This window comes from Streptomyces sp. NPDC050508, from assembly GCF_040655155.1.
In the GTDB taxonomy this organism is placed as follows: Bacteria; Actinomycetota; Actinomycetes; order Streptomycetales; family Streptomycetaceae; genus Streptomyces.
Genome location: NZ_JBFAJJ010000016.1, coordinates 235987 through 249188, shown reverse-complemented (window position 1 = coordinate 249188; position 13202 = coordinate 235987). Strand labels below are relative to the sequence as shown.

Sequence of the window (13202 nt, the reverse complement as noted above, 5' to 3'; positions counted from 1 at the left end):
AGAACCCCAAGCCGTTCGTCTGGACGAAGACCGCCGACGACATACTCGACACCCTCGCCGCATACTGCACACGAATTAACGACTCAGGACACTAGCAGCCGGTCAACCAGTTTTCCCGGGCGCCGGTACGGCTGCGGACGACGTATGCCGAACCGACGTATGCAACAGGCCTTATCGCACTTCTGCCCACGCGGCTACGAGTTCAGGGACGTACACCGTTGCCTGCACCTCCGTGCACGCCCGCACCATACGAGTGCGCAGTGTGTCGATGTCGACTTCCTGTGCCGTGGCGATTCCACCGCGCTCCATCACCGGCAGGAGACTGCGCGTCGACTCGGCGATGAGGGTGACCGCCGCCGAGTCGGGACCGCCAGTGGGCACGGCAACCGCCACGCTCGGATCGGACAGGCCCGAAAGCCGTAGTACTTCGGCCAGTTGCTCGCCCATGTCGGGGTCGCGGCGCCCTTGTCGGAGCGCCGCACAGATCCACGCCACGGACTCCGTCACCACGGGTACCGCGGGTATGGCGCGAGTCCGCGAAATATTGAAGTCCTGGAACGTGACAACACCACCGGGACGGACAAACCGCGTCAGCCCCTTCACCGTTGCCACCGGATCGTCGAGATGAATCAGAATCAGTCGTCCCACAAGGGCGTCAAAGGGCTCGGGGACTTCGAGATCGGGGAGCGTTCCCTGCTCGAAGGTGACATTCCGGAAGGAGCCCGCGGTCGCATTTTCCCGCGCGCGTTCCAAGACTCCCGGGTCCATGTCCACGCCGAGAACACGGCCACTTGAGCCGACCACGCGTGCGGCGGCCAGTGACACTTCGCCCGTACCGCAGCCGATGTCGAGAACGCGCATTCCCTCCCTCAGGCCCGCCGTCCTCAGGAGGTATTCGGTGTGCCTGTCGTACAGCGCGGCTTGTATGCCGAGCCTGTCCGCCTCCTCGGATGTATTACCCATCACGTAGGAACTCGGGTCCTTGTCTGCCATTCCTGTTCCGTTCATTGCTCTGGAATTACTGCGGTGAGCAGTCAGCAGTTACGGAGTGTAGGAAGCGCCCGGTCGGCAGTCTTCGGCGTGATCATGGAGTGGTGGGGCAGATTCTTGTGGATTCCACAGTCGCCGTCAGCCGGTGATGCCGACGACCGAGCGGAGGAGCCCGGCGAAGGTGCGCGGATCGGCGCCGGTGAGCTTGCGCCACTGGCCGAGCCGGTAGGCCACCGTGTTGGGGTGGATGCTCAGGGCGGCCGCGGCATGGGCCAGCGACGACCCGGCGTCGGCGAAGGCGATGACGGTCTCCGCCAACAGGGGTTGCTCGCCCGCGACCCGACGGACTTCGGCGAACAGGGGGTGCAGTCGCTCCCGGCTGTCGACGAGACTCGCTTGGAGCCAGACGTCCTCGAACGACGTGGCGCGACCGCCCTGTTCGGCGACGGCCAGGGCGCGCTCCGCATCGGCGATGCTCATCTCCGCGCCTGCGAGCCCGGACCGGTCGAGACCGACGCCCACGCGCGCGTTGTCGCCGCCCAGGTTGATCACGCGGGTGGCCAGGTCGGCCGGGTCGACTCGCTGGGTGATGACGACCATCAGCTGCCCGCTCAGCCCGCAGGAGACATTTCCGGCAAGCTGGCGTGCCGTACGTTGCAGCAGGCCAAGGTGTCCTTGCGCGGCCCACGGGGCAGCCGGCGTGCACAGGGCCCGGAAGTCGCCGTCCGGGTCGAATCCGAGTTCACGGGCGATCTCGGCTGTGTGCTCGCGGGGTGTCCCGCCGGTGCGGAGCAGTTCGAGGAAGCGTTGCCGCAGACCGGCCTCGCGCCCGTACCGTGACCCGGCCTCGTCCGCGAAGGCGTCCGCGACGACGCCGCTCGTCGACTGCACCCACAACCACAGCGGTGCGACCAGCTCGATCGCGGCGTCCTCGGCCGCTGTACCTTGCGCCGCCGCTCGCAGTTCGTCCCACAGCCGGCGGGCGCCGATGTGAAAGGTCGCGAGCGCGTCCTGGACGGCCAGACCGTAGTACGCCCGCCTGCGTGACTCGGCCTGAATCTCCAGCAGTAGCTCGGCCGTCGGTTCCACATCGAGGGCGAGACCCCGCAGGAGGGCTTGGAGCCGGTTGCGCACAGTCCGGCGTTGCTCGGCCAGCGGGAACGCCGCGTACGAGGGGATCTCGCGCCTGATGTCGTCGGTGACGACGACGCTGAGTTCCTCGATGCGCGACAGCACGGACTCGCACAGCACACGCAGCGGATGTCCGTCGGGCCGGACCGGAGAGGAAGTCACGCCGACACTGTCGAATCGACAATGAGTCCATGTCAATCCTCCTCACACGGAGTGACGGGTGCGGCCGGCAGCGTGCCGAGCGGCCTGGTGAGCCGAACCCGCCGTTGCCTATCCATAGTTGGGTCAGGCTGCGCGCGCGGCAGTTGCCCATACTGAGCTCCGTGAAAGGGAAAACGCAGCTCGGGGACTTTCTGAAGGCTCGGCGTTCCCACCTCCGTCCTGAGGACGTGGGAGTGGCCACGTACGGGGAGCGGCGGCGCGTGCCGGGGCTTCGACGCGAGGAGCTGGCGCTGCTGGCGGGGGTGAGCGTCTCGTACTACACGCGGCTGGAACAGGGACAGGCGCCGAGCGCTTCACCCGAGGTGCTGGACGCGCTGGCCTTCGCCCTGCGGCTCGACGAGCCCGAGCGGCGCTACCTGCACGACCTGGCCCACGCGGGCAGACAGCGTCCGCGAGCCCGGCGGCTCGCGCCGGAACGGCTGACGGAAGAGAACACCCAACTGCTGGACGTACTGGGAGACGCGCCCGCCGTCCTGCTGGGCCGATGCAGCGACGTGCTGGCGTGGAACCGCCTGGGACACGCCCTGTTCGCCGGTCACCTGGACCTTGACGCCCCGGACCGGCCGGCCCAGCGGCCGAACATGGCCCGACTGGTGTTCCTGGACTCGCACACCCGTGACCTGTACGCGGACTGGCCGAGCAAGGCCAGGGCGGTGGTCGGACACCTCCGCCTGGTCGCGGGCCGGTTTCCCGACGACGCGGCGCTGCACGCGCTGGTGGGTGAACTGAGCGCCAAGAGCGCCGAGTTCGCCTTGATGTGGGCCGACCACCGGGTCAAGTCGTACATGCTTGCCTCGTACGAGATGCGGCATCCACTGGTGGGCCCGCTGACGGTCGTCCAGCAGACCCTCGGTCTCGGGCGTGGCACCAGCGTCGTGGTCGCCACCACCCCGGCGGGCTCGTCCTCACGGGCGGCGCTGGCTCTCCTCGCCCAGGCCGTCGTATCGACCGAGTCGGCGCGGACGCCTTCCCGGGCCGCCACGGACTGACCCGCGCTCGATACCTGTCCGCTCACTCACCGCACCACCGCGTCGGCACGTCGCTGCCGTATGCCCGAAAACCACTGACCACAGAACCAACCAACCCGTACCAAGGAGCCGACCCATGCTCAAGAAGCTCACCCGGTCCGCCGTGTCCATGGCCGTCCTCGTCGCGGCCACCGCCGTGGCGCTCGGCCAGGCTCCCGCCTCGGCCGCCTCCGCGCCGCTGAGCGACGCCCGTATCGCACGCCACTTCGACCTGGCCAAGGGGCAGACACCGGAGAACGTCGTCCTGGCCCCGGACGGCAGCGCCTACGTCACCTTCGCCGCCGCCCGCCAGATCGCGCGGCTCTCACCTCATGGCACCACGCAGATCCTGGCCGCCCTGCCCGCACCCGCGGACGGCGGGGTCCACACCCCCGTCCTGGGCTTCGCCCTGACCTCCGGCATCGTCCGGGCCCACGACGGCACCCTGTACTTCCTGTACGCCACCGGCACCGCAGACCTCACCGGCGTATGGCGGCTGAGCCCCGGCGGCACCCCGGAGCGGATCGCCGCGCTGCCCGCGGCCGGGCTGCCCAACGGCCTTGCTCTGGACGCCCGTTCACACACCCTCTACGCCACCGACTCCGTACTCGGCACCGTCTGGAAGGTGCCCGTCTCCGGCGGCACACCCACCGCCTGGTCCACCGCCCCCGAACTGTCGTCGACCGGTTTCCTCGGCGCCAACGGCCTGAAGATCCGGGGCGGGGCGCTCTGGGGCACGAACCTGGACCGTGGCACCGTCCTCCGTATCCCCGTGCTGCGGGACGGACGCGCGGGCCGGGTCCGGACCGAGGTGACCGGTCTGCCGGGGATCGACGACTTCGCGTTCACCGGCCGTGGCGACCAACTGCTGGCCACCCTCAACGGTTCGAGCGAGGTCGTGCTCGTCGCCCCGCACGGCAGCCCCACCACGGTGCTGACCCCGGCCGACGGCCTGCAGAACCCCACCTCGATCGCCCTGCGCGGCGACACGGCCTATGTCCTGAGCGCGGCCTACGTCACCGCCCACGACCCCAACCTGGTACTCGCCCACCTGAACCACTGACGCCTCCGGCGGGCCGGGCATTTGTCACCAACTCGGGCCCTACGACGGCCCGTTCGGCCCCGTCTGTGAAGTCTCGGGCGTCTCTGCGGGGGCAGGTGGCCGATCGGCCGGTGCCGGTTCGGGCTCGGGGTCGGTCCGGTGGCCGCCGCGCAGGGCCGAGGCGACCGCGGAGACCAGGGCCATGCCCGCGGCGACGCTGAAGACGATGGCCAGGCCGTGGTGGAACGGTCCCGAGACCAGTCGGGGGAAGAAGGTGTGGCCGGTCAGGACGGCGCGCTGGGCGGCGGTGACGTGGCCGAGGGTTCCGTTGGACGCGAGAAGGTGCTGGATGGGGTTGTTGCCGAGGAACGTGGCGAACAGCGTGCTCACCGGAGGCAGCGACGCCGCCTGCTCGGCCGCGCCGGCCGGTACGCCGTGCGCCTGCAGTCCGTGGCTCAGCGTCCTGGGCAGCGAGGACGCGAGCCCGGAGACCATCAGGGAGAAGAACACGCCGATGGACAGGGCCGTGCCCGAGTTCTGAAAGGTGGACCGCATGCCCGAGGCGACGCCCCGGTACTCGCTCGGCACGCTGCCCATGATGGACGACGTGTTCGGCGCGGAGAACATGCCCTGGCCCAGCCCGTTGAGCAGCAGGAGCGCCGCGAACATCCCGTAGTCGAAGTTGATGGGCAGCGCGAGCAGTCCGAGGAAGGAGAGCGCTACGACGACCAGCCCGACCGTCGAGAACATCCGGGCGCCGAACCGGTCCGACAGGTATCCGGACACCGGCCCGGCGACGAGGAAACCGACCGTGAGCGGCAGCATGAAGATGCCCGCCCACAACGGGGTGTCCTCGTAGTCGTAGCCGTGCAACGGCAGCCAGATGCCCTGCAGCCAGATGATCAGCATGAACTGCAGCCCACCGCGCGCGATGGCGGTCAACAGGGCGGCCAGGTTGCCCGCGGCGAAGGCGCGCACCTTGAACAGGGCCAGGTTGAACATCGGTTCGGCGACGATGTGCGTCTCGATGTAGCAGAAGGCCAGCAGCAGTAAGGCACCGCCGATCAGACCGCCGAGCACCCACGGGTTTCCCCAGCCGGTGGCGCTGCCGCCGTAGGGCTGGATGCCGTAGGTGATGCCCGCGAGCAGGATTCCGGCGCCTGCCGCGAAGGTGAGGTTGCCCAGCCAGTCGATGCGGCCGGGGCGGCCCGCCGAGGTCTCGCGCAGGCTCAGGTACGACCAGATCGTGCCGGTGATGCTGATCGGCACGCTGACCCAGAACACCGCGCGCCAGTCGACGACGGCCAGCAGACCACCGGCGAGCAGGCCGAGGAACTGTCCGGCGAGGGCGGTGATCTGGTTGATGCCGAGGGCCATGCCGCGCTGCCGGGCCGGGAAGGCGTCGGTCAGGATGGCGGCCGAGTTGGCGGTGAGCATGGACCCGCCGAAGGCCTGCACGACGCGCCAGAGGATCAGCCACATGGCCCCCGCTCCCGCGCGGAACGGGTCGAGGGACAGCGCGACGGACGCACACGCGAAGATCAGGAAGCCGATGTTGTAGATCTTCACCCGGCCGAACATGTCACCGAGCCGGCCGAGCACGACGACAAGGACTGCCGAGACCAGCAGATAGCCCAGGATCATCCAGAGCAGATAGCCGATGTTGCCGGGCGCGAGCGGGTCGAGGCCGATGCCGCGGAAGATCGCGGGCAGCGAGATGATCACGATGGACGCGTCCATGGTGGCGATCAGCACGCCGAGCGTGGTGTTCGACAGCGCGACCCATTTGTAGTTCGGCCCGACAGGAGTGTCCTTGCGACGCCCTGAGCGCACGGCGCCCAACAGCGACGGTCGGCCGCCCCCGTTCTCCTGTCCGTCGCCGGGTATGTGCGCGCGCTCGGTCACAGTCGCTCCGCCAGCCGGTCGAGGAGGGGCAGGGCCGACGCGAGGGTCGCGCGCTCCTCCGCGGTGAACTCGTCGAGGACGGCCCCGAGGCGGTGGACCGACTCGGTGCGCCGCTCGGCCAGCATGGCGTGTCCCTCGTCCGTGATCGCCACGATGCTCCGACGCCGGTCAGCGGTATCGGGGCTACGGCGGACGAGCCCGCGCTGTTCGAGCAGCGCGAGCGTGCTCGCCATCGCCTGTGGGCGTACCCGCTCGGCCTCGGCGAGCGATGTCGGCGACTCGGAGCCGTCGCGGGCGAGCCGGGCCAACACCGAGACTCCGGAGAGTGAGACGTCTCCCACGGCGTGCGCCTGACGCAGGCGCCGCGTCACACGGCCCACCGCGAGCCGCAGGTCGGAGGCGAGCCGAGCGGTGTCGTACGGACTGTCCACTTTCATGGTTACTAACAGTAGATTTATCAGCCTGAACTGCTCAACCAATTGTTAGTAAATGGCGCGAGGAGGTTGTCGGTGGAGAGAGGACGCCCCACAGGACTGTTCGTCGGGCTGTGCACCCTGGACGTCATCCAGCTGGTGGACCACGCGCCGGGCCCGAACGAGAAACTCACCGCCCGGGACCAGACGGTCGCCGCGGGCGGCCCGGCGGCAAACGCGGCCGTCACCTTCGGTCACCTGGGCGGCGCGGCCACGCTCCTGACAGCAATTGGCGCCCACCCGTTGGGAGTTGGGGTGGCGGCCGACCTGCGCGCGCTGGGCGTGACCGTCTCCGACCTGGCCGCCGACTCGGCGGAACCGCCTGCGGTCTCCTCCGTTCTCGTGACCGCGTCCACCGGGGAACGCGCCGTCGCCTCGACCAACGCGACGGCACACCGGCTCGCCCCGCCCGACGACCTCGACGGCCTGGTGGCGGCCTGCGACATCGTCGAGTTCGACGGCCACCACATGGAACTGGCCGTGGCCGCGGCCCGCTCGGCGCGCGCCCTGGGCCGTAAGACCCTTTTCGACGGCGGCAGTTGGAAGTCCGGCACACAGGACCTGCTGCCTCTGATCGACGTGGCGGTCTGCTCGGCCGACTTCCACCCACCCGGCACGAGCACCCCTACGGACACGCTCCGTTTCCTGCGGGAACACGGGGTCGTCTGGTCGGCGGTCACCGGGGGAGCGGACCCCATCCAGTGGGCGGGGCCGGGTGGCGACGGCACGGTGGCCGTACCTGCGGTGCCGGTGGCGGACACGCTGGGCGCGGGCGACGTTCTGCACGGGGCCCTCGCGTATCACCTCGCCCTCCGGGCCCGCCTGACATCGGAGGGCTTCGCCGAGGCGCTGCGGGCGGCAGCCGTCGTGGCCTCGCGGGCATCCGCCTCGTTCGGCACGCGGGCGTGGATGCGGGAGGGATGACCCAGGTCGACCGGTCCGGGGCTGAGAAGATCGTCAGGAACGTACGCGTCGTCGGACCGTACGTACGCAACAGGGGTGGGAAACATGATCATTGCAGTGCTGCTCGGCTTCTTGGCGCTCCTCGTCGGCGGGTGCGTGTGTGTGGTGTGGGCCGAGCGCGGTGGGCCCCGGTGGGCCCGTGTCGTGGCCACCGTGACACTCACCGCGAGCGAACTCCTGCGTAGCTCCGAGAAGAAGCGGCGTCGGGGCATGAACCCGGGCAGCCAGGGCGACGACTAGCAAGGTCGGGTCGCCACGGCAAGTGCCGAACCGGTCCGGGAACTCGCCGTGACGGAACCCTTCTCCGAACCCCAACGTGCCTAGACTGAGCCGTCGTTGATCGTTTCACCCGGACGGTCTCAGGAGGACCACATGCCCCGCACCCCGTCTCGACGCACCGCACTGCGCGGCCTGGTCGCAGGCTCAGCCGTGGTGATCGGCTTTGATCCCTTCACGCGTAGTTGGGCGGTGACCGACCCCGGCCGACCGCTCGCCGCCGTCCCTCATCTGGACGGAACGCTCCACACCGACGACGCCTCGCTCACCGCCGACGCCGACGACTTCGGGCACATCGTGCACCGTCGTCCGGCCGCGGTGCTGCGGCCCGGCTCCGTGCGGGACGTCGTCGCGATGGTGCGGTTCTGCAATCTGCACGGACTCGGCGTGGCCCCGCGCGGACAGGGCCACGGCACGAACGGACAGGCGCAGGTCGAGGGCGGCCTGATCATCGAGACCGAGCCGCTCTCCTCCATCGGCCCTGTACAGACAGGGAGTTCACGCGTCACGGTCGGCGCGGGTGCGAAATGGAGCGACGTCGCCAAGGCGGCCATCGCCCACGGTCTGACGCCGCCCGTCTTCACCGACTACCTCGAACTCTCCGTCGGCGGCACCCTGTCCGTCGGCGGCCTGGGCGGCCAGAGCCACCAGCAGGGCGCACAGGTCGACAACGTCCTCGAACTCGAAGTCGTCACCGGCGCAGGGGAGTTGGTCCGCTGCTCCCCGACCCGCCACCCCGACCTCTTCCACGCCGTGCTCGCCGGACTGGGCCAGTGCGCGGTGATCGTCGGTGCCACCCTGCGCCTGGTCCCGGCCCCGGAGACCGTACGGCACTACCTCCTGCCGTACGACGACCTGCGGACCTTCCTCGACGACCAGCAACTCCTCGCCACCGAGGGGCGGTTCGCCTACCTGGAGGGCCAGGTCGGCGCGGACACCGCCGGAGCCTTCAACCAGTTCGCCATCGAGGCGGTCGCCTACGGGCCGCCGGTGGGGGACACCCCCGACGACACGGCCCTCCTACGGGGGCTGCGTTACGTCACGTCCGGCGCGCAGATCACCGACCTCGGGTACTACGACTTCCTCGACCGGCTGGCCGCCTCCGTCGCCGCCCTGAAGGAAGCGGGTCTGTGGGCCTACGCCCACCCCTGGCTTAACGTGCTGCTGCCGGGCCGTAGCACCGCCGACGTGACCGCCACCCTCCTGGACGCGCTCACCCCGGCCGACCTCGGACCCGGCGTCGTCCTCCTGTACCCCCTGCTGCGCGAGCACCTCCACACCCCGCTGCTGCGCATGCCCGACGACCCGATGCCCTACCTGTTCGCGGTCCTCCGCGCCGCGCCGCCAGAAGACACGGCGACCGTGCAACGACTGCTGAGCGCCAACCGGTCCGCGTACGACACAGTCGCGGCCGCCGGCGGCACGCAGTACCCGGTTGGCTCGATCCCCTTCCAACACGCCGACTGGAAGCGGCACTTCGGGCCGGTTTGGCACCGTTTCGCCGAGGCCAGGAAGACGTACGACCCGAAGGGCATCCTGGTTCCGGGGCAGGGCATCTTCTGAACGTCGATGCCGTCCTAGCCGGGAGGCAGGTCCGCCAACGCGTCGCGCAGTGCGGCGCGGGAGGCCACGCCCAGCTTCGGGAAGAGTTGGCGCATGTGGGCGGCCACGGTGCGGGGGGAGAGGAAGAGGCGTTCGGCGATCTGTTTGTTGGTGAGGCCGGCCGCCGCCAGCAGGGCGATCTCGCGTTGCTGTGGCGTCAGTGACGCCGGCCCGGTGACCCCGGCGGCTCCGACGGACAGGCCGGTCGCCCGCAGCTCGTTGCCCGCCCGGGCCGTCCAGGGGCGGGCGCCGAGTCTCTCGAAGGTGTCGATCGCGTCGGCGAGTTGGGTGCGCGCCTCCGTGGTGGATTTCACCCGGCGAAGGCGCTCGCCGTAGGAGAGCCGGACCCGGGCCAGCTCGAAGGGCCAGCGGTCGGTGTCGGGTACGGCGAGCGCCTCCTCGAACAGGTCGATCGCTTCGTGGTCGGCGGCGGCGATGGCTGCCGACGCCTTCACGAGCAGGGCGAGGCGGGGCGAGATCGCGGCGATGCCGGCCTCGTGTGCCGCCGCGACATGAGCCGTCGCCTCCGAGGCCCGGCCCGTTCTGACCGCGGCCTCGACGAGATCCATGACGACGAGCAGGGCCGGGGGGACGTGAGAGGCGAGCTCCCCCGCACGGCTGATGGCGCACGCGTGCCGGTAGGCGTCCTCGTACCGGCCGCGGCCGAGCGCCGCCAGCGCCCTCGCGTGCGAGGCGCACGACAGGTAGGAACCCACACCGCGCGGTGTCGCCCACAGGGTCATCTCGTCCGTCAGGGCCCGGGTGGCGGTCTCGTCGCCGCGGGCGGCGGCGACCAACGCCCGTTGGTACAGGAACTCCGTCGTCAGCAGTTGGTAGCTGTGGGCCCGCCCCAGATCCCGGCCCTGTGCGGCCTGGGCCTGCAGCTCGTCCCACTCACCGGCCGCGAAGTGGTCCCGGCCCAGATACACCAGTCCCTGGATCTCCACGGTGAGCGAGCTGTTGTCCCGTCCGTCGCGGAGCACGCGCCGCAGCGCCGTCCTGCACGCCGGGAGCCGGTCCACGTAGAGGGAGGTCATGGCGATCCGGATGACGCGGACCGGGTCGGCCTCCTGGTCGAGAGAGGCGATGACCTCGTCGAGCTTCCCGAGCGCGGGCGGTGCCGTCCGAGCCGGGTCGGCCATCGTGCTGAGGGTCAGGGCGAGTTGGTCCGGGACCTCCGGTTTCAGCAGGCCGAGCGCCCGGTGCAACGGCTTCCACAGCTCCGTACGCTGACTGCTCTGGCACAACCAGGCGAGGGTGTACAGCGCGTCGATCATGGTGGGATCGGTGGCGTCGTACGGCTGGTGCTGCATGTCGATCGCGCCCACGAGCAGCCGGTGGGCGGTGTCCAGGTCGCCCTCACCGCTGAGCAGGATGTGGTGTGCCGCCGCGACCGCGGCGACCAGTGGCCCCGCTCGCCCGCCGTCGGCCAGGCGCGCCTCTTCGAGCAGCCGGGGCACATCACGCAGATCCCCGGTCAGATCCGCGCCGAGATAGGCCGCCTCGGCGATCCGGCGACTGCGCTCGTAGCCGCGCGGACTCAGCTCCGCGGCGCGCAGCAGCGCGGCGATCGCGCCGCCCGCGTCACCACGCCGCACGGTGTCGCGCGCCACTTCCTCCAGCAGACTCGCGACGTCCTCGGAGGGCTCGACCGTGGCATGGGCGAGGTGCCAGGCGCGCCGCTCGGGCCGGTCGGCCCGGTACTCCGCCAGGGCACGATGCACCTCGCGACGCTGCTCGCTGGTGGAGAGTTCCACGACGGCGGAACGGGTCAGAGGATGGCGGAACGCCAGTCGCCCGGTGGCCGCGTCCACGAGTCCCGCCCGCTCCGCGTGCGCCAGGTCTTCCATGCCGGTCCGCCCGGAAGAAGCCGATGTGAGGACGCACAGATCACCGGTGCCGTCCAGGACCGCGTACAGAAGGAGCAGCCGGGTCGCGGCGGGCAGCGACTCGACCCGGGACGCGAACACGGCCTGGAGACGGCTGCTCAACGGCAGCAGTTCGGGCACCGCGGTCCCGGAGCGCTGCGGGCCGCTGAGCGCGACGGGCAGTTCGAGCAGTGCGAGGGGGTTGCCCTGCGCCTCCGTCAGCAGCCGCTCCCGCACACGCGGGGCCAGGGAAGGGGAACGAGCCTGGAGCAACGCCGCCGCAGCCGTCGTATCGAGAGGCTGTACGTGGTGAAGGGGGACCCCGCCGCGTTCGAAGAAGCTGCCTTCCCCTGACCGGTACGCGCCGAGAAAGCCGACCCGGCTGCCGGCCAGGCGGCGGGCCACGAAGCCCAGCACCACGGCGCTGGCACGGTCCAGCCACGGGAGATCGTCGACGATCACCAGCAACGGGCGCTCCGCGGCGGCCCGGACGAGCAGGGTCAGTGCCGCGTTCGACACCAGCAACTGGTCGGACGGTGCGCCCTTGTCCAGGCCCAGCGCGACACTCAGGGCGGTGCGGTACGGGTCGGTCAACCGATCGAGCCCGGGCAGCAGCGGCTGAAGAACCTGGTGGAGGCCCGCGAAAGTGATGGTGCTCTCGAACTCGACGCCGGCGGCACGCACGACACGCATGCCCGCGCCGTGAGCCCGTTCGGCCGCGGCGTCCAGCAACACCGTCTTGCCGAGACCGGCGTCCCCGGACAGCAGAAGCGCACCGCCGGACACCATGGCCCCGTCGACGAATCCCCGGACGAGTCCGAGGTCGTGATCGCGTCCGACCAGCGGTTCAGCCGGCCCCGACAGTGGAGGCCCGTCCCCGTCCATGCGCTTCTCCCTTCCGACCTCGGACTTTACGCCTGACCTTCGCCGTCATCTCATGAACAGACCGCCGTTGACGTCGAGGGTGGCGCCGGTGATGTATCCGGTGTCCTCCCCTGCGAGATGTCCCACGAGTGCGGCCACCTCCTCGGGCCGCCCGAACCGGCCCACGGGAATACGGTCGGCCGCACGCTGCAGCGCCTCGGCAGGAAGATCGTCCATCACGGGTGTCTCTACGGCCGCGGGCGCCACGGCGTTGACGGTGACGCCGTGGGGAGCGAGTTCCTGTGCGAAGACCTTGGTCAGCACCAGCACACCCGCTTTCGCCGCGGCGTAGTGCGGGCCGGCGACCAGTCCGCCCTGCTGCCCCGCCAGCGACGCGAGGTTGATGACACGGCCCCAGCCGCGCTCGCGCATCGCCGGTGCGCAGAGCCGGGTGAGGACAAGGACGCTGCGCAGGTTGGTGGCCATCAGGGCGTCCCACTCGTCGAGTTCGACGTCCCACACCGAACCGGGCGCCGTACGCGCCGCGTTGTTGACCAGTACATCGGGACTGCTCCACGCCGACGCCACGGCACGCACCGCGCGCTGTGTCTCCTCGGGGTCGCCGACGTCGGCGTGGACCGCCATGGCGGAACTCCCGTCGGGATCCAGCGTCTTGGCCAGGGCCCGGGCGCCGGTGTCGTCCCGGTCCAGCAGTGCCACCCGCAGGCCGCGTCGGTGCAGTTCGGTGGCGATGGCGGCACCGATGCCACGGGCGGCGCCGGTGACCAGGGCGACCTTGCGTTCTGCTGTCGGTCGGATCGGGCCTGTTGACGGTCGGGGTGCACCCACCGGTCCGGGT

General features: G+C 70.4%; 11 protein-coding genes. 5 read left to right on the top strand and 6 right to left on the bottom strand.

What is annotated here, in order from left to right:
• Positions 1-171: 171 nt before the first annotated feature.
• Both AB0I69_RS37160 and AB0I69_RS37155 read right to left on the bottom strand, forming a co-directional pair.
• Positions 172-993 carry a class I SAM-dependent methyltransferase gene (locus AB0I69_RS37160; protein WP_363100142.1) on the bottom strand — a complete coding sequence of 274 codons (822 nt, stop codon included), beginning with the start codon at positions 991-993 and terminating at the stop codon, positions 172-174.
• A gap of 135 nt (positions 994-1128) precedes the next feature.
• The gene (locus AB0I69_RS37155; RefSeq protein WP_363100141.1) at positions 1129-2283 is read right to left on the bottom strand and encodes a helix-turn-helix domain-containing protein; all 1155 of its coding nucleotides are present in this window, start codon (positions 2281-2283) and stop codon (positions 1129-1131) included.
• 161 nt (positions 2284-2444) lie between these two features.
• Here AB0I69_RS37155 and AB0I69_RS37150 point away from each other — a divergent pair, with 161 nt between their 5' ends.
• Both AB0I69_RS37150 and AB0I69_RS37145 read left to right on the top strand, forming a co-directional pair.
• On the top strand, positions 2445-3332 hold the full coding sequence (locus tag AB0I69_RS37150; protein ID WP_363100140.1) for a helix-turn-helix transcriptional regulator: 888 nt from the start codon (positions 2445-2447) through the stop codon (positions 3330-3332).
• A gap of 115 nt (positions 3333-3447) precedes the next feature.
• Positions 3448-4413 carry a hypothetical protein gene (locus AB0I69_RS37145; protein ID WP_363100139.1) on the top strand — a complete coding sequence of 322 codons (966 nt, stop codon included), beginning with the start codon at positions 3448-3450 and terminating at the stop codon, positions 4411-4413.
• Between the two features lie 39 nt (positions 4414-4452).
• On the opposite strand, the gene AB0I69_RS37140 is transcribed toward AB0I69_RS37145, so the two are convergent.
• Positions 4453-6225, bottom strand: coding sequence for an MFS transporter (locus AB0I69_RS37140; protein ID WP_363100154.1), 1773 nt, complete (start codon positions 6223-6225; stop codon positions 4453-4455).
• Positions 6226-6293: 68 nt separating this feature from the next.
• The gene (locus AB0I69_RS37135) at positions 6294-6734 is read right to left on the bottom strand and encodes a MarR family transcriptional regulator (protein ID WP_363100138.1); all 441 of its coding nucleotides are present in this window, start codon (positions 6732-6734) and stop codon (positions 6294-6296) included.
• 72 nt (positions 6735-6806) lie between these two features.
• Between AB0I69_RS37135 and AB0I69_RS37130 the strand changes: the two genes are divergently transcribed.
• From AB0I69_RS37130 to AB0I69_RS37120, 3 genes are all read left to right on the top strand, one after another.
• Positions 6807-7694, top strand: a complete 888-nt coding sequence (locus tag AB0I69_RS37130; RefSeq protein ID WP_363100137.1) for a PfkB family carbohydrate kinase — start codon at positions 6807-6809, stop codon at positions 7692-7694.
• An 84-nt stretch (positions 7695-7778) separates the two neighbouring features.
• Positions 7779-7973 carry a hypothetical protein gene (locus AB0I69_RS37125; RefSeq protein ID WP_363100136.1) on the top strand — a complete coding sequence of 65 codons (195 nt, stop codon included), beginning with the start codon at positions 7779-7781 and terminating at the stop codon, positions 7971-7973.
• Positions 7974-8105: 132 nt separating this feature from the next.
• Positions 8106-9572 carry an FAD-binding protein gene (locus tag AB0I69_RS37120; protein ID WP_363100135.1) on the top strand — a complete coding sequence of 489 codons (1467 nt, stop codon included), beginning with the start codon at positions 8106-8108 and terminating at the stop codon, positions 9570-9572.
• 14 nt (positions 9573-9586) lie between these two features.
• On the opposite strand, the gene AB0I69_RS37115 is transcribed toward AB0I69_RS37120, so the two are convergent.
• Both AB0I69_RS37115 and AB0I69_RS37110 read right to left on the bottom strand, forming a co-directional pair.
• Complete coding sequence (locus AB0I69_RS37115) at positions 9587-12364, bottom strand: AAA family ATPase (protein WP_363100134.1); 2778 nt, start codon at positions 12362-12364, stop codon at positions 9587-9589.
• A 45-nt stretch (positions 12365-12409) separates the two neighbouring features.
• Positions 12410-13192 (bottom strand): SDR family NAD(P)-dependent oxidoreductase, encoded by a 783-nt coding sequence (locus AB0I69_RS37110; RefSeq protein ID WP_363100133.1) that lies wholly within the window; start codon positions 13190-13192, stop codon positions 12410-12412.
• Positions 13193-13202 lie beyond the last annotated feature (10 nt).

What these genes read in the sequence shown, in the direction of transcription:
- AB0I69_RS37160 (WP_363100142.1), bottom strand. Translation starts at nt 993, where the DNA reads ATGGCAGACAAGGACCCGAGTTCCTACGTGATGGGTAATACATCCGAG.
- AB0I69_RS37145 (WP_363100139.1), top strand. Translation starts at nt 3,448, where the DNA reads ATGCTCAAGAAGCTCACCCGGTCCGCCGTGTCCATGGCCGTCCTCGTC.
- AB0I69_RS37125 (WP_363100136.1), top strand. Translation starts at nt 7,779, where the DNA reads ATGATCATTGCAGTGCTGCTCGGCTTCTTGGCGCTCCTCGTCGGCGGG.
- AB0I69_RS37115 (WP_363100134.1), bottom strand. Translation starts at nt 12,364, where the DNA reads ATGGACGGGGACGGGCCTCCACTGTCGGGGCCGGCTGAACCGCTGGTC.
- AB0I69_RS37135 (WP_363100138.1), bottom strand. Translation starts at nt 6,734, where the DNA reads ATGAAAGTGGACAGTCCGTACGACACCGCTCGGCTCGCCTCCGACCTG.
- AB0I69_RS37120 (WP_363100135.1), top strand. Translation starts at nt 8,106, where the DNA reads ATGCCCCGCACCCCGTCTCGACGCACCGCACTGCGCGGCCTGGTCGCA.